At 36.0% G+C, this 17,550-nt stretch carries 16 protein-coding genes; 6 read left to right on the top strand and 10 right to left on the bottom strand.

The genetic code is table 11. The annotated features are described in order from the left end of the window. Positions 1-495 precede the first annotated feature (495 nt). The 6 genes from ACK1I8_RS07680 (at position 496) to ACK1I8_RS07655 (ending at position 10,041) form a co-directional block, all read left to right on the top strand. The gene (locus tag ACK1I8_RS07680; protein WP_412468746.1) at positions 496-1,008 is read left to right on the top strand and encodes a sigma-70 family RNA polymerase sigma factor; all 513 of its coding nucleotides are present in this window, start codon (positions 496-498) and stop codon (positions 1,006-1,008) included. Between the two features lie 191 nt (positions 1,009-1,199). Then, on the top strand, positions 1,200-2,108 hold the full coding sequence (locus ACK1I8_RS07675; RefSeq protein WP_412468745.1) for a phage integrase SAM-like domain-containing protein: 909 nt from the start codon (positions 1,200-1,202) through the stop codon (positions 2,106-2,108). Between the two features lie 18 nt (positions 2,109-2,126). Beyond that, complete coding sequence (locus ACK1I8_RS07670) at positions 2,127-2,927, top strand: FecR family protein (protein WP_412468744.1); 801 nt, start codon at positions 2,127-2,129, stop codon at positions 2,925-2,927. A gap of 144 nt (positions 2,928-3,071) precedes the next feature. Beyond that, positions 3,072-6,158: a SusC/RagA family TonB-linked outer membrane protein gene (locus tag ACK1I8_RS07665; RefSeq protein ID WP_412468743.1), complete on the top strand. Its 3,087-nt coding sequence runs from the start codon at positions 3,072-3,074 to the stop codon at positions 6,156-6,158. A gap of 11 nt (positions 6,159-6,169) precedes the next feature. Beyond that, entirely contained in the window at positions 6,170-7,543 is a 1,374-nt protein-coding gene (locus tag ACK1I8_RS07660; protein WP_412468742.1) for a RagB/SusD family nutrient uptake outer membrane protein, read from the top strand. 2 nt (positions 7,544-7,545) lie between these two features. Beyond that, on the top strand, positions 7,546-10,041 hold the full coding sequence (locus tag ACK1I8_RS07655; protein ID WP_412468741.1) for a S9 family peptidase: 2,496 nt from the start codon (positions 7,546-7,548) through the stop codon (positions 10,039-10,041). 36 nt (positions 10,042-10,077) lie between these two features. On the opposite strand, the gene ACK1I8_RS07650 is transcribed toward ACK1I8_RS07655, so the two are convergent. From ACK1I8_RS07650 to ACK1I8_RS07605, 10 genes are all read right to left on the bottom strand, one after another. Further along, a complete protein-coding gene (locus ACK1I8_RS07650) occupies positions 10,078-10,335 on the bottom strand; it encodes a DUF6520 family protein (protein WP_412468740.1) in 258 nt (85 codons plus the stop codon). 61 nt (positions 10,336-10,396) lie between these two features. Then, positions 10,397-11,878 carry a MauE/DoxX family redox-associated membrane protein gene (locus ACK1I8_RS07645; protein WP_412468739.1) on the bottom strand — a complete coding sequence of 494 codons (1,482 nt, stop codon included), beginning with the start codon at positions 11,876-11,878 and terminating at the stop codon, positions 10,397-10,399. Positions 11,879-12,024: 146 nt separating this feature from the next. After that, the gene (locus tag ACK1I8_RS07640) at positions 12,025-12,675 is read right to left on the bottom strand and encodes a helix-turn-helix domain-containing protein (RefSeq protein ID WP_412468738.1); all 651 of its coding nucleotides are present in this window, start codon (positions 12,673-12,675) and stop codon (positions 12,025-12,027) included. A gap of 325 nt (positions 12,676-13,000) precedes the next feature. After that, positions 13,001-13,687 carry a hypothetical protein gene (locus ACK1I8_RS07635; RefSeq protein ID WP_412468737.1) on the bottom strand — a complete coding sequence of 229 codons (687 nt, stop codon included), beginning with the start codon at positions 13,685-13,687 and terminating at the stop codon, positions 13,001-13,003. Positions 13,688-13,709: 22 nt separating this feature from the next. Then, a complete protein-coding gene (locus ACK1I8_RS07630) occupies positions 13,710-14,639 on the bottom strand; it encodes a tetratricopeptide repeat protein (protein ID WP_412468736.1) in 930 nt (309 codons plus the stop codon). A 40-nt stretch (positions 14,640-14,679) separates the two neighbouring features. Next, positions 14,680-15,117 (bottom strand): hypothetical protein, encoded by a 438-nt coding sequence (locus tag ACK1I8_RS07625; protein WP_412468735.1) that lies wholly within the window; start codon positions 15,115-15,117, stop codon positions 14,680-14,682. A 30-nt stretch (positions 15,118-15,147) separates the two neighbouring features. Next, on the bottom strand, positions 15,148-15,918 hold the full coding sequence (locus ACK1I8_RS07620; protein ID WP_412468734.1) for a DUF2314 domain-containing protein: 771 nt from the start codon (positions 15,916-15,918) through the stop codon (positions 15,148-15,150). Next, a complete protein-coding gene (locus ACK1I8_RS07615) occupies positions 15,899-16,495 on the bottom strand; it encodes a suppressor of fused domain protein (RefSeq protein ID WP_412468733.1) in 597 nt (198 codons plus the stop codon). The genes ACK1I8_RS07620 and ACK1I8_RS07615 overlap by 20 nt, the downstream gene beginning before the upstream one ends. A gap of 60 nt (positions 16,496-16,555) precedes the next feature. Next, on the bottom strand, positions 16,556-17,008 hold the full coding sequence (locus ACK1I8_RS07610) for a DUF4265 domain-containing protein (RefSeq protein ID WP_412468732.1): 453 nt from the start codon (positions 17,006-17,008) through the stop codon (positions 16,556-16,558). 119 nt (positions 17,009-17,127) lie between these two features. Beyond that, positions 17,128-17,547 (bottom strand): DUF3805 domain-containing protein, encoded by a 420-nt coding sequence (locus tag ACK1I8_RS07605; protein WP_412468731.1) that lies wholly within the window; start codon positions 17,545-17,547, stop codon positions 17,128-17,130. Positions 17,548-17,550: the final 3 nt, after the last annotated feature.

The following is a 17,550-nucleotide window of genomic DNA, read 5'->3' as shown; positions in this document are numbered from 1 at the left end:
AGTGCTTTCCCAAGACATTTTTTACTTCGCGAAATAACCAAAACTGCATCATAAAAAAAGCAGCTGATTTCTCAGCCCACTTACTAGCAACAAAGTTACTTATTCAGAAAAAAAATTAACTCAGGTTTAACCAAAAAAATTTATACAAAATTTCGGAGACTCGCACAGTTTAATTGGCAAATCGAAAATATTATATTCAGATAGGCGAACATTAAGATAATTTAAGTTGTTTTAAAACTTTAAGTTCCATATCGGTACTTAGCTAGATTTCTATGTAATAGTAATCGGTACTATGTGATAAATCTGGTTCTTTTACACCCGCAAGATTTGGTGAATAAATTCTTACCCTATATTTACCTAGGTTTAGTTTAATAATTTTTTATTACCGTCAATTTATCAAGTTTCAACATTTTAATTTGATAAACTAAATTTTCAACAATGGAACATCATTGTATTTAAAAAAAAACTAAATTTGTTACATCTAAAATTAACAAAGTGGGATTTTCCCGCCGCCATATTACCAGCGAGGAGTATCAGTTTAAAACGCTTCTTGATACCTACAACACTCAATTATTTTCAAGAATCACCTCTAAAATTAAAGATCGTGAAAATGCAAAAGACGTGTTGCAGGATGTTCTTGTGCACCTTTGGAATTATCGTTCCGAAATGAAATCTGACCGCTGGGAGAGCATCATGTTTAACACTTGCCATCAGAAGATCAACGAATTTTTAAGGAAAAACAGAAATCAAATTCTTAATGATGAGTTAGCTGACCGCATAGATACATCCATAGATGATCTTATCTTGGCTGAAAAAAAAGAAAAGTTATTGACTGTTTTGGAGACAAGAATAGCATTGATCACGCCTCCTATTCGCCAGACCATCTTTAAAATGAACAAACTGTACGGCTTTTCTCAGAAAGAGATCGCTCTTCAATTCAATCTTTCGCGACGTGTTGTGGAAAACCATGTTGCTCAGGCGTTAAAATTCTTACGCGGTAAATCATAACGATTTTTCTTAAAAAGAGTTAACAAATCATAAAGTGTGTTAAATATAATGTGAACACCTGTGGATTTTTCCTGTAGCTGCATAATACTATATAGAACCCCTCACTATGTGAGATTGTGAATTGCTTTCACGTCATGGCATTGGTCCAACCAATGCTATGACTTTTCTAAGTTAAATTATAAAGTGCGAACATGAGAAAACCAAAACGTACAAGTTGCCGATTACTAAATTATTGCGAGCACTACATAAACCACAATGTAGGTGATAAGGCTAAAATCTGGATTTCGTTCTATAAGCTTTTGCGAATGTTCGAGGTGCATCAGTGCTACCTCAATGTATACCTTATGAGCAACTCCTTCGATAAAAGTATGCTGGATCTGTTTATAGCCTACCTTAAAGAACGTGGACAAGCTCAAACTACAGTCTACAATAATTTCAACAAATTACGGTCGATGTTAAATTCCTGTCATGATGACGGTTACGACGTCAATGTAACAGCGCTCAAAAAAACTCGCGTGCCGCACGGCGAATCCATTGCCATTTATTTAGATCTGGAGGAATTAAAAGAAATTGAACGGCTTGATGTTGTCGGTACAAAGCTTCATATCAGAGACCTCTTTCTAATATCCTGTTATACAGGCTTGCGGTATGAGGATGTTATTGTATTAAGCAAAGGCGATATCGTTGACGATGTGATTCAGATTAAGACGCGGAAGACCGGTGAGATTGTGGTCATACCCCTGCATCCTGTAATCAGAGAAATTTTTAGCAGGTATCCGGAGGGAAGGATACCGAGTGACTTTAGTCTTTATTACTACAATAAATCGATTAAGGAGATTGCACAGAACGCAGGAATTGATGAGGTCCATCCCCTCACTTTAAAACCAAAATGGAAAATGGTAAGCAGCCGTACAGGGCGACGATCCTTCGCTACCAATATGTATTTATCAAATCCCCTCGGCTCTGTATATCCCATTATGCAAATTACCGGACATCAAACGGAAGAATCATTCTTTCGTTACATCCGCCAGACCAAAATGCAGAATGCTAAACAGCTCCTGCACAACCATCCCTTTTTTCAATATGAGAACGCAGTTTAAACAAATACCAGATACAAAGTGACAGATCATGACCATCTACCATTAACAGCTGAAGAAAATGAAGAAGTGTGGACAAAAGTATTTGACAGAATACACAGAAAACGCAGACGTCGAAATATTGCTTATGGAGCAATTACGGTGCTATTCATATTTTCTTGCCTAATCGGCTACCGAACCTACATCACGCCAAATATATATTTGGCAGATAAAGGCACTATGGAAGTAGAGCTTAAGGACGGCACTTCCATTACATTATTGAAAGATGCGAAGCTTACCATTGAGAAATCTTTTCCTGACGACACCAGAGAAGTAGCCCTGGAAGGAAATGCTATTTTTCACGTAGCGAAATCCAAAGAACATCCCTTCATTGTACACGGTAACGGCTACGACACTAGAGTGATGGGTACGGTTTTTAAAGTGTTACAAAATGGCAGAACATTTAAGGTTGATCTGTATGAAGGCAGCGTTTCGGTTACGAGGAAAGATCATCACGAAGCGTACATCTTAAAGCCGAAACAGCAGTTTACCAACTTTGGCAATCCTGCGATAGCAGCGGTGGATGCAACGGATAAAGGCGCAGATAGAAAGGAGCTCCCTACCCCTACCCTTGCGTTTACGCAATGCAGAGTTAAAGATGCCATCAGGGTTTTGCAAACCACCTACGGCATTACGGTAGAATATCCTGCTAAAGTGGAAAATCAGGAAATAACAATCAAGCTTCCGCAAGCAGACGCCGGACTATGGATGGAAACGCTTGCACTTCAGCTTGGTCTCACCATTAAACAACACAATGAAAACATTTATAGATTGGAAAAGTAAGCTGTGGTGTCTCATGACTCCTGCGATGATCCCCGATAGCCGCCATTAGGTACAGAAAGACCGATGGTTGCACCCATCGGTCGACGTACTTAGAAAATAATGAAACGTCTTACTGAATATTAATTTCAAATACAATGCAAAATTATGAAAAATCTTTGCACGGCTGCCATTTTCTTTTTATGCAGCTATGTTCCACTGAGTGGACAACAACTCAAGACTGAAATCAAGGTCAACTACAACGCTGGGGCCATCCCGGCAGTGGAGGCAGTTAAACGTCTCCTCTCCGAAAATAAGATTCGGCAATATGCCTATTCGGAGGAAGCTTTAAGCAATTATAAAGTTCAAGCTACGAAATGTAACAATGAAAGCGTAAAAAGCTGCCTCGACAAACTTTTTAAGGGATTGCCGTTTGAAACGGTGATTCATGAAAATACTGTAATTATCCGTTCCAAATCCCCAAAGCTGGCCGCCGCAGATGAAGGTTTATCCCCTGTTCCTGCATCCTCTGCGGACACGGTAAAACTGCGGGATAAAGAAACCAGAATTGAAGAGGTTGTGCTCAATGCAGGGTACTACAATGTAAAGGAAAAAGAGCTCACCGGAAGCATCGCTAAGGTAACGGCCAAGGATATTGAAAACCAGCCAGTGAGTAATGTCTTGTCAACGATCCAAGGCAGAATGGCTGGTGTTAGTATTACGCAGAACTCAGGTGTACCAGGTGGAGGTTTCGATATCCAGATCAGAGGTCGCAATAGTTTGAGAACAATTAACAATAGTGACATTAACGGTAATGTACCTTTATATATCATTGATGGAGTACCTATAGGCGGAGAAATGACCTCAGTTTATTCCAGCGTTGTAATTCCTGGCAGAAGTATCAATCCCTTAAATAGCATTAATCCGAATGACATTGAGAGTATAGAAATATTAAAAGATGCTGATGCAACAGCCATTTACGGATCGCGAGGTGCTAATGGCGTTATTCTGATAACGACAAAAAAAGGCAAGTCCGGTAGAGCAAGATTAGCATTTAATACATCCTACGGTTTAAGTAAAGTTCCGAATAGGCTCAAAATGATGAATACGGAACAGTATATTCAGATGCGAAAACAGGCTTTTGCTAATGATGGTATTTCTGTATATCCTGCCAGTGCGTATGATGTAAATGGGACATGGGATCAAAACAGGTACACAGACTGGAGAAAAGTGCTAATTGGCAATGTAGCTGTACAGTCCAACAACCAGCTTTCTATATCAGGTGGAAATGAAACAACTACCTTCTTGTTGAGCTTGTCGCATAATGAACAAACAACCGCATTTGGTAACAATTTTAAATATTCTACAAACAATATCACTAATAGTGTATCTCATAAATCAAGAGATAATCGCTTTCAATTGAATATCTCAAATTTATTTTCCATTCAGGATAATAACATTGTAAGATCAGATGCCACCCGCCAATCCTATATCCTTGCACCTAACGCACCTGCTTTATATAATGACGATGGGAGTATTAATTGGGCTGGCAACACTTTTAATAATCCTATCGCAGCTTATAATAGTACCTATTCCAATAATAATAAGCAGCTATTAATGAATATAAATGGTAGATATGAATTATTTTCTCAATTCAGTATCAAACTTAATGGAGGCATCAATTATCAGACCTTTGATGAGATTTCCCTTCAGCCTAACACCATGTATAATCCTACCTCCGTGAATGGCCAATCTAGTGCTACATCCAGAATGTCACAAAGTAATCAGGATAGGTTTTCATTTATAATTGAACCACAGGCAAATTGGAAATATGAAACGGGAATGCACCAAGTGGATGTTATAGCCGGAGGAACTTTTCAAAGAGACGTTAATAAAACTGGGGCTATGACCGGACTTGGCTTTCAGAGTAATGCTTTTATTGAAAATATCGGGGCAGCGCAGACAAAAATCATCTCTGATCAAGTACAAACCGAATATCGCTATGCCGCTTTATTTGGCAGAATCAACTATCAATACAAAAAGAGGTACATTTTAAATGTAACAGGACGTAGAGACGGTAGCAGCCGCTTTGGTCCAAATAAAAAGTATGCAAGTTTTGGTGCTGTGGGAGCTGCCTGGTTAATGTCAAATGAGGATTTATTCAAGAATTATTTCAAATGGCTGAGTTTTGGAAAACTGAGGGGTAGTTATGGGATTGCAGGGAGTGACAATATTGGTGACTATCAATTTTATGACACCTATACCGTATCTAGCTCGGTTTATAATGGAATTACAGGGTTGAACCCTTCCCAACTATACAATCGAGATTTCAGTTGGGAGAAAACGAAAAAACTTGAATTGGCCTTAGAGTTGGGATTCTTTAAAAACCGTCTTAATATTACCGCTGCATGGTATCAAAACAGATCCAGTAACCAATTAGTAGGTTACCAGTTGCCGGCAATGACAGGTTTTAGCACAGTAAATGCAAATCTTGCGGCCACAATAGATAACACCGGTCTGGAACTTGATGGTAATGCGCGACTAATTTCATCTTCTGATCTTCAATGGGAAATGGGATTTAACCTAAGTTTTCCTAAAAATAAGCTGCTTTCATTTCCAGGATTAGAGGGATCTTCTTACGCTAATCAATATGTCATAGGCCAGCCGACCTCCATCATCAAACTGTACCAGCTTGAAGGCATTAACCCGCAGACCGGACAATATCAATTTACAGATTTTAATGGAGACGGTAAAATTTCATCACCTACCGACAACCAAGTAATTGAGAATATAGGAGTAAAATACTTTGGTGGATGGAATACTAGCTTGCGTTATAAAAACTGGAACTTTTCGGTTTTGCTACAGTTTGTAAAACAAAGAAACAGGAACTACAACAGCATTATTACGACGCCGGGTAGTATGAATAATCAACCTGTACAAGTTTTAGATGTTTGGTCACCGCAGAATCCTGACGGAACGTACATGCCCTACACTACTGGAAGTAGCTCTGCTACTACATTATTTCAAAGCAGTACTGCAGTGGTTTCAGATGCTTCGTTCATAAGGCTAAAAAATGTCGAATTATCTTACCGAATTCCTGTGGTTAGCAATGTATTTAAAGAAGTAACCATCTACTTTCAAGGGCAGAACTTAGTCACTTGGACAAAATATTTCGGCATAGATCCTGAGTTTTTAGGTATGGGCTTCCTACCTCCACTTAAGACTTTTGCCTTTGGTGTAACTATTAACCTCTAAATTTATTTAAAATGAATACTAAAGCACATATAAGCATATGTTTAATATTACTATGTACGATTTGCCTCTCTTGCGAAAAGCTAATCGAAGTTGAATTGCCAAACAACCAAATTATAAGTTCTCAGGTTTTTCAGGACACCCAAACGGCTGATGCTGCATTGGCAAACCTCTATGCAGGACTAAGGGATACTGCTCCATTAGCAGGAACAGCAAATTCAACTGGCGCACTACTCGGAACTTATACAGATGATTTGGACAGTTTTTCTCCTGTAGCAAATAGTGTATATGATATTTTCCAAAACCAGCAATTGGACACCAATATAATTCTTCAATCCTATTGGGCTTCGACCTATCAGCTTATTTACAGAGCCAACGCTATTATAGAAGGGATTGAAACTTCAATAGCTATACCGCAAAACGACAAAAACAGAATTAAGGGCGAAGCGCTGCTAATAAGATCGATTTTACATTTTTACCTACACCAGATTTATGGCGACATACCCTATGTAACCATTACCGATTATCAAATCAATAAATCTTTATCTAAAACTGCTGAAACTGATGTATTACCCAAAATAGAAAATGACCTGAATCAATCCGTAGCCCTGCTTGCAGACGCGTACCGTAATAGTGAACGTATTTATCTTAATAAAAAAGTAGCCGAGTTAATGCTAGCTAAAATCTATCTTTTGCAAAATCGTAATGCTGATGCCGAAAGTGTATTAAAAAATATTGTGCAAAGCCCGCTGTACCAGTTTGAAAATGACATCAATAAAGTGTTTCTTAAAACAGGTGGGCATATCTTATGGCAGCTAAAGCCAGCAAATTCAGGTGATCCGACCAAGGAAGCTTTAACATATTATTTTTCAGGAGCGGCGCCTAGTGGTTACGCGTTGTCACAAAATCTTCTCAATATATTTGCTGCCACTGATTTAAGAAAAATAAACTGGATGGCTTCGGTTACCGTTGGTTCGAATACATGGTATCGGGCCAACAAGTATAAAAATCGAACCAATAATAATACAGAATACTCGATTGTTTTCCGTTTAGAAGAAGTATATCTTTTGTTGGCAGAAACACTGGTAAAACAAAATAAATTAGTTGAAGCATTGCCGTATGTTAATGCAACACGATCAAGGGCTGGCTTAACAACACTCATTAACGTAAATTCCCAGTCTACATTATTGAATGAAATACTACTGGAAAGCCGTAAAGAGTTCTTTACAGAAATGGGACATAGATTTTTAGACTTAAAGCGTTATGGACGATTAAGTGATCTTACATCTGCAAAGCCCAACTGGAAAACTTATCACAACCGATGGCCGCTACCTCAAAAAGAACTATTACTTAACTCTAACCTAAATCCTCAAAATCCCGGATACTAACAATGAATGCATTTATAAAAATACTGGGCACTTTTTTGATGGTATCAAGCGGTTTGTATTTATGCCAATCTCCTAATGATACTATGGAAGCCTGGATATCTAAATTTTACCATATCGGTAATATTGAAGTGTCGCAAAATGGCAGATGGATTGCAGCAAACAAATTTTATGACCAGAACAACGATACCATAATGGTTTTTGACAGCCAAAACCCGTTAAAACCTATTGGAAGTATCAAGGGCTTATCTTACAATAGGTCATTTTTAAACCCGGGGGCATTATTATCGATCGCTTCTGACACCGCTACATTTTGGAATTTTAGAACTAATACGAAACGACATTATGTTAGCACTAAGAAAGCGGATGTTCTTAAAGAAATAAATCAGTACTGCATATTGGATAAAAATGGTACACTAACCGTTTATGATATAAATGGTCAGCCTAATCATACATTTACTAGAGTACAGAACGTCTACATAACTGATGGGAACAAACGCCTGTATCTTAACCGTAAAGAGGGCAACACTAATGAAATTGTTAGTCTACAAGTTAATAGAATATCGGTTTTGCATAGTACTGAAAATGAGGTAAAGCAAATGGTATTAAGCAATTCAGGGAATCAACTTTTCATTACTGAACTAAATCCGGCAACTTCACTTCAATTTTTAACGGCAATTGATACCAATATTGCAAAAGTGGTAACGCTTAAAGAAATAATGATGGGTAGAGATGAATTTCTGAGAGTGACTGAAATTAAAAACGGAAAAGGGTATTTATTTAATATCGAAAAAGTAACACCTCCATCAACAAAAACTTTGGTGGATATATGGTATGGCAATGATGGAAATTTAAAGGCAAAGAAATCAGGGGTTGGGAAATGTAAATATTACTATTGGCAACCTACAGCTAATGCACTACTCACCATACCAAATGACGAGCATCAAACAATTAGTTCTCTGAATAGCCAACGGTACTTTCTTGCATTTAATCCATTTGATAATTACAACTATGTAACACAACAACCACAATTTAGCGCCTACCTATATGATATACAACAAAAAACTTTTAGCAAATTTACTAACCTCAAAGGGGTATACTACGGTTCTCCGGAGATTATTTGTTCTCCTGACGGTCAGTTTGTTTTAGGAAGTGAAAACGGAGAAAACTGGACGCTATTTGAATTGGGTAACTTGAACAAGACAGTGATTACTAAATCAAGGTTGCAAAATCCGGTGTTTTCATCAGATGGCACCCAAATTTTTTTTGAAAGTGATGATGATATTTGGAGGTATCACATAAAAACAAAAAAGTTAGAACAGTTAAAAATAGCCGGGAAATTGAGTACCCAAATAATCAATTACCAACGAATCTCTTTGATCATAGGTTACAATGTTCTATTGAAGACTTTTGATGTACAAAAACCATTGCTTGTAAAAGCAGTAAACGTATCCAATCTGGAAACATTAATTATTAAATGGCAAAACGGTCATGCTAACACTATTGTCAACCCTACAGTAAATTATTTAAAAGAAATACAGGCGGATGAACATGTAAAGAATATTTTTTTTACTGAAGAAAACTACAATAAGCCTCCAATGTTATATCTAGCTTCAACCAATGGAATTACAAAAAAGGTACTTTTCGAGGACAAAACCCTTGATAAAACTTCACATTCTATAAAACAGGAAGCGATTGAATATTTTAATTCACAAAAGAAATCCTTAAAGGGAATATTATACTATCCTGAAAATTTCCGGAATGATAAAAAATATCCAATGATCGTGCGTATTTATCAGATACAGAGCAATGCAAGAAATGAATATCAAATTCCTGGTTATAAAAATCCTGTAGGATTTGATATTCGTGCACTTTTAAGAAGGGGCTACTTTGTATATATGCCCGACATAATATTTACTGAGATTGGAACTGGGTTATCAGCTTTGGATTGTGTAAATAACGCATTAGATGCTGTTTTAAACAATCCCAATATTGATGTAAATAGAATTGGACTGATGGGGCACTCTCATGGTGGTTATGAAACAAATTTTATAGCGACACATTCCTCTCGATTTAAAGCATATATTTCAGGAGCAGGAAACAGCGATATTGTACGTTCCTACTTTTCTTACAACTATAATTTTAATAGTCCTTTCTATTGGCAATTTGAAAATGGACAATATGAAATGAATATCCCTTTTTCAGAAAAAAAAGAACTATACTTTAAAAATAACCCTATATATGATGTTGAAAAAGTAAATGCTCCGATCTTATTATGGGCGGGTAAAAAAGATGAAAATATTGCTTGGGACCAGGTGATGGAATTTTATGTGGGCTTGAAAAGAAACGGGAAGAACGTGATTGCACTTTTCTATCCTAATGGTGGACATGCATTGGGAAATGGTGAAGAAAGAAAGGATTTGTATAACAGGGTGCTTGAATGGTGGGACTATTTTTTAAAAGATAAAAAAGGAATTGAGTGGATCAATAAACAATTATAACAAAGGGGGCTAGTTAGCCCCCTTTGTTATACCTTTTTACTGCACTTTAAACAGCGGATCACCACACATAGTTGCAGAAATTGGTGCATCTGACAATGGGGTTGAATTGTCGCCCGCCCAGGTACAAGCCTCAGTTCCTGAGGTACTACATTGTTGGTCTGCGAAAACACATTGTCCTGCGCCATCAATGCGATAAGCATCTACATTCACCTGAGCGTTTTTTGCTGCTTTAGTGGCAAAGGCAGCACCTGCACCCATTAAAACGATGGCTACAGGAATGATCATTCTTTTCATAATCAAAACAGTTTAAATATTTATGCCTACTCTTTTTTACAGGTTTTCAGCATCCCCTGCTTTAAAGCTCTTTAGTTATATTATCTCTAAAATGATAACGAATTATATCATTACCCAAGAGAACATATAAGTATTGATCTGTTGCCAGCATCCCCCTCATTTTTTGCTTATTTTTATGATAGATATAAAAGCTGCCGATGTACTCTTTCTGATCCGTTCGGTATACATCGACAATCGACGCTTTTTGCCATGAAGCACGTGATTCGTTCTTACCCATGAGGTTCGATTCGTTAAACAATAGATTGCCTGCAAGCACACAATTTACATTTACTTTTAAAGGAGGGGCATTCATCTTATGCCTTCCGTCAGATAGTTCCGTAGAAGATACTTTCGCTAAGCTGGTGGTATCTATTGTATTCAACCGCCTCAAAACATTAAGGTTAGAATCCATTATAATAAATTGGTTGCGGTATGTATAAGTATAAGCAAATTGATTATTGGTATGATTGGCAATCAGCTTCCCGTCAGAGTCAAAGACCCCGTCAATTTGCTTTTCCAGTATATCAGGTTTCAAATAGATTTTTTTTGGATCTGCTAGATCAAGAAAGGCCAAAGTATACTCCTTATTTACCCTGCTTTGTGTACGAATTGCAAATCGTCCCGTGTCTATCACTGCTAACTGAGTAAAATAAGCATCGTTATGACTAATGGTACTTACAATTGAGTCTTTAATATGACCTCTATAAATTACAGGCACATTGCCATCATATAAATAGTAATAGGGTGATTTAACCTTTAGCTGTAGGTTACGGTATTTATAATCCGATCGATCTAGCCTAACCCTCATCGAAGCAACGGAATGTAACCCTGTATCCAACTTTGTGAACAACAATGGTGCAGTAACATTGCCAAGATAGATGTTGCTATCATCAGCTCCAGCAAAATAGAAGGAATTTAGTTGGAGGTCCAGTTTTTTATCTTCAATTACCGGATGAAGCAGGAACCTTCTTGTAAAGTTGTTTTCTTTTTTGATCACATGCTCTGACGAAAGAAACAATATAACTATGGTAAAAGAGGCACAGACGGTTATGATGACCATTGTGGCGTAAGTACCGATCAGATTCGTTTCCCGTTTCCTTTTGAGCATAATAATGGCCGCTGCCGCGGCAACTACACACACCAAATTGAAAATGAGGTGTGTTGTCCATCCCATTTTTTCCAATATGCCACCGCAACTACATGGTACAAAATCGCTGTAATTGATAATGATGTAAATGTAGACCGAAAACGCCACCATCAGCCAAAATGAGAGGAACATTCCATAAATACGGGTGCGCTCGAAACAGATCAGCAACACCGTCAGCAGTTCAATAATAATGACGCTGTGGGGAATAAAGTCTGCATATGCACTTAACACAGGCGACTGAGCAACTTGAACTTGGAAATTTTCGAAATCGAGTATTTTACTTACGCTGGCATAGGTAAACAATAAGATATAAAGATAAGATACAACTTTTGTCCAAATGGAAAGATTTGTTTTCATCACAAGTTTTACATACGTGTTTGTATGATAAAGCTCACGATAATAAATGGTAATTAATGTACGAAAAGGTACTTGTTGTACATTAGAAAGTATAGATAATACTCGAAAAAGTTAAGGTTGTACTTTAAAAAGTTATGGCACCAAATTTACAGGCTGAATTGATCGAATATTCTTGGTATCGTCGGAAGACTCAGTTGGTACCTGCGGTATAGGAAGCTCATGTTGTTATATCCTGTAAAATGGTTATGATATGCAATCTCTTTAAGCGATAGATCACTTAGCACTATGTCTTCTAATGCCTTCAGCATTCTCAATTTATTCAGGAACTGGTGAAAAGTATCTCTGAAGTAGAATTTACAGTCATCCTGGAACCGTTGATAACCTATAGCACAGTCTGAAGCCAACTCTCTAACCGATTTGCAATGTTGTAATTGATCAGCGTTCATTAGCTCATCCAAATATTGATAATAAAGTGGCGTGAATTTTAATTTGCAATCCGGTAAGCACAGGTGATGCATGTAATAGCAATTCGTACACGCTAATTGGTATCCTATGCCAACGTAAAAGGACGTGTTCCCAGATTGATTATAGCGGATTTTTATAGGTATGATAGTGGTTTCGGTAATTTCTGAACTGATGTTATGAAGATACGTATTTAGTGTAGTATAGTCAGAACCACCAATAATTGGTTCGTTTTGCTCCAGGCAAATCGGCTCTTGTACAAATTCATAGCCATTGAACCCGAAACCTGTTTTCTTAAAGAATCTATCGTAAGTAGATAGCAGAAGTGTAGTCAATTTGCAAAGCCTTATCGTACTACTCTGGGTGAAGAGGGAGGTATTTGACCCCAAGATTGAAAATCTAATGATAGCATTTTCAATGCTGTTGTTAATAATTTTTAAAAGGTAGGCGGTCATGAGAGCGTTGTTATAGGTTAGGTCAAAAGCCAATGTAAAAAAAAACTTTGGTAATAAAACATATTAATCGAAATCTGATTTCTGCCTACCTAAAAAAGAAGCGGCTGAATTATTCAACCGCTTCGGGGCAACACATGGTCACTCATTCATAACAAAATTTAACTTTATTTTTTTTGCTAGCCTCAAAATTTGACTTTTTATCTATCTAAATCATAATCCCTGAGGACTTCAGCTTGCTGATTTTTCTCTCTGCTTTATTCATCTGAATTTTCTGAAAAAAAGATTCCGGATTTTTGGCCTCTTCTGAAAGCTCAGCTAACCAAGTTTCTACATCAATATTGAATACTTTGAAATGATCACCATCCCAACGGTGATTTTTTATCTTTGTCAGAATCTCATTGGCTACTTCATTATTTACATATAATGCTATTTTCATTTTTGCCTCAAGGAAATGACCAAATGACAGTGTATTTTTATTTGATAGCATTGGAGCTTTTTCTGCATACTGGTTTAATCGATGAAGTAGAAAATGTATAGACACATCACCATTGAACTTTATTGGAGACTGTATATTAATTTTTTCTACAACGTCGCCCAATAATGTTTTACCTGCCTCTTTATAAGGAATATTATATTGCAGATTCTTATCATTATGAAACTCTTGTAAAATAAAAGGATAATCAAAACATTCTTTTAAATTCTTCTCCCAAAGTGGGTATGCTACAAAATGAGGTCTATATTCATCATCATATGGCAATTTAATAAGTTCCAGCCCAATAACTATTGGTCCAACAACCTTATACAACTTATTTCTGCTATACAATGATAAATGTGGAAATGCGTTCTGCCAGTCTTCTGCTAGTTTCTTTTTAGTTTCAATATCTATTGCCATGCCTCTTCAAGATAATTTAAATTTATCGATAATTTTCACAATGATTTTGAATACGCTCGTATGCATAATCAGCACCTAGATCAAAAGATTTTTTCCAACTCCGGCATGCGTCATCTTTATCTCCTAAGTTGTATTTAGTATTTCCAAGATTGTAATAGGCTTTTTGCTCATCTTCCAAATCAACATTTTTTAAAGTAAGCACTTTCTTGTAATCTTCAACTGCGCCGGCATAATCACCATTTTCATCTTTAACACTCCCACGATTCAGCAGGGCGCTGGAAAAGTCCGGAGCGATTTCTATCGCTTTGTCGTAATCTCTAAGTGCAGATTTCCAGGTATAAAGTTCATTTTTCACTATTGCTCTCGAATAGTATGCGTCAGGATTTGCAGGATCAATCTGAATGCTTAATGTCCAATTAATTAAAGCGCCGCTCAAATCTTCATTGTTATAACACTCAAGTCCCTTATCAAAATAAACATTGGCTTTTGAGATATTCAATTCGGGAAATTGCTGGTCTTTAGGGTCAAAAGGCCCGCCATAAGCATCAAGCTTAGAATCAAACTCATAACCACGCTTATACATATCTAAACACCAATAAAGTAAGTTCTCCCTGGTAATAGGAATTTCATTAGTTTCACCGTTTATCTCCCAAAGTCCTTCAGATCTTTCAATTTCTTTAATATCATATGGATAATGAGCCCTTATAAATTCCCCAAGTTTCTGCAAATTTTCCTTTTTATCAGAAATAAATGTAAAGTCCATTCTCGTAAGGCAATTATCCCTTAGACCGCTTTTAAGCATCTTATTAAAAACGTCATCAGCAGCGACCATTTCTTTGCCAAAACCATCGCTAAACATTTGCCAGGTAAAATATTTCTGTTCCATTTTGTCTTGTGCGCAAGCCGTTAATACATTTAGGATACTCAAAAAAATTAGAATTTTACTTTTCATCCATTAGTTGATTTTATTTTTCAATTCAGATAGAGTCTCATCAATAAGATTTACGCCTATTATTTTTCCATTCCTGATACCGCATATCGATGACAGGTTTTATTTTATCATAATTTTCCCATGAATTTTCGACATCGTAAATACCTTCATAATAATCGAACACATCAACATAGTCACCAAAATAAATGCTATCCTCCACATCGTAATAATATTTTATAAATTCATTTCCGTCTTCATTTACAATTTCATCATAAAATTTACCATCACACTCTTCGATCAAAAAATCCCTTCCTGTTATTTCCCGGCTTCTAACTTTATGTATTGAATCCATCGATAATTCTTTGTAAAGTTGTCCAATTAAATCATTGTCGATAATCCAAGCTAAAAACATCCCTATGTGCGTCCCTCCCTGTTCAGGTCCAGCATTTGGAGGAAAGCCTTCTCCATGGTAATGCCAATCTATTCGATCATAACTCATATACTTAAAGTTTAATTTCCATTATAATTTCTATTCAACTAAGTCCAATACTTTCCACTCATCATTCTTATTCAAACCAACCCAAAATCTATTGGTCTTGCTGGTTCCATCTGAAAAAATTAATTTTTCAGAAATTAATTTTTGTTTACCTGAATCTTTTACATCAAGCAATGTAAAACTCCTTTCCACATCTGTAAATTCAGGAAAACCATAATGATTTATATTTTCAATTATAGACGTTTTAAGAAGATCAGCAGTTTCAGATAATAGGTCATCGCTTATTTCATAATTAGTATAGTTCAAGACGTTTTTAGCTTCCATTATCAAGTCTTTACATTCTAAAATACCTTCAATTGACTTAGCATTGTAAGCCATCTCCAATTGAATTATTACTCCTTCAGGTGTTGAAAAGTCAGGATAGAAAAAATCGTTGCCATCATCAATCTTTAAACCAAATTCGATATCAAAATTAGTACGATCATCATCATTTAAAGTTTGCCTATAGTATCGGATTGTATATCCTCCAATTAGCTTATTGTTATCAACAATCATCCAATCTACTATATCCTTTATTTCAACCCTCATTAATTGATGATCTTCACTGCCGTAACCCTGAATTGTGTTGTCATCTATGGTAAGATCTTCTAACCATATTAAGACGTTATCACTGTTTAAAATTTTTACAGACTTATAATTGTTTGTTCTATTAGCCAATGCCTCAATAAAGAACCATTTACTTTTTTCTGCCTTATATAGGTAATACAAGTATTCCCTGTTTATATTAATGCTTTTGGTTTCCATTATGAGATCCACCTCTTTTATATAAATCTATTTTTTCTCTTTTTAGGTCCCAGAAGTCGCATTCTACATTCTCTAAGATATCTTCAAACTTAGACCATCCATGTTGTACTATAAAATCCTTTTCCTCTTTATAAATTGGAAACTGCCAAGCAAAAACAGTATCTGGATTTGTACCTTTTAGCACAGCAAAATTTTCGTCAAAAAACACGGGTATGCTAACATATAATGACGTTAGAGAGCTATCTTCTAGAATACTTTCCGGTATATCAATAATCTGACCACGTAAAGGAGACTTATGTTTATCGATTATTTTATTCGCTACATAAAATAAAAGGTCAGTTACTCGCTCACTTTCCTGCTCAGTATAAATACTAAATAGGATTTCGATTCTTACATTTTTATCATCTTTAAAGGCAAGTACATGATTGCTTAACCCTAAAGATGTATATGTTGTAACATTCTCAATAGGTCGATCTCTAAACTTTGCAAATAGAAATTTTTGGTCTTCCTCATTGCTTATTGATTCTCCCTTATTGATTATACCTAAGTATTTCTCTATGTGTTCTACTAATTCCATTTTCTATCAAATATCCTTGGAAATACGAAAAATATTGTGTGACAGTGCAATTACTCAGAATTAATTATAGTCATGTTCTAAGCAAGATTCCTCATAAGTCCAAATTTCTTTTTCCTCTCCCTCATGTAGGTATTTTTTAATAGGAGAATAATTAATCTGTTTTGGAATGTTTACCGCAATAATATTGCGTTGTCGCAATATTTCTGTTTCACATTTATTATCCTCTAACCATATTTTTGCCGGGTCTACATCTTCATCTCTATAGACGAATATGTGTACAGTTGAATTACCAGATGCCAAAATAAGGCTCTCAAAATAAAAACGTTCTTCATCAGTATCGTACTCGACCTCGATTATATCTCCCAATGAAACATTTTTTACGATAGCCGGAATATTAGCAATCTTATAGTTATTATTATCTACAATGTCACACCACATTGTTTCTGTTTCGTATTGATCGTCTCCTACTTTTTGCACAAAGGCTACTTTTATACTTTTAATTTCGTTTTCCATATTTAATTGATTATGGATTCTGTTACAGGTTGTACATTTAAAGGGATTACAGTAGTTCTAATATTATATATCTCTTTCCTGATATTTTTAAATTTTTTATCCTTTAATTCTAGCTTTCGTTATACAAAATTCAGATTCTCTATAATTGTCAGCACTTCGCGTTTTTCAATAATAATTTTTTCCTGTTCTTCCGTGTCAACGTCAATAGTGTAGCTACAATAGATGATTTTATCATTTTTGGCAAAAATCCAATTATAGATGATCAGATCGTCATCTTCATCAAGCGATTTGTAATATAAATATTCATTTTGAGCACCATTTAATTTAATTACTCCTCCATACTCTCGCTGACGATTACGTAAAAACTGATCAGTATCAAAATTTCCTTTGCCTTCCAATAATAGCGGAGTAATTCTAAAACTTCCTGTATCTTCAGTATAAAATAAATAGGTACCTTCATCTTCTTCAATTTGGATCATGCTAGAAGGATATTCAAATGATAGCCAACCTTGATTGGATTTAAATTTTTTATAATTCATAAT

Source organism: Pedobacter sp. KLB.chiD (assembly GCF_047040275.1).
Classification (GTDB): domain Bacteria; phylum Bacteroidota; class Bacteroidia; order Sphingobacteriales; family Sphingobacteriaceae; genus Pedobacter.
Note: the sequence above shows the minus strand (reverse complement) of the source record. Positions and strands in the feature narration are given on the sequence as shown.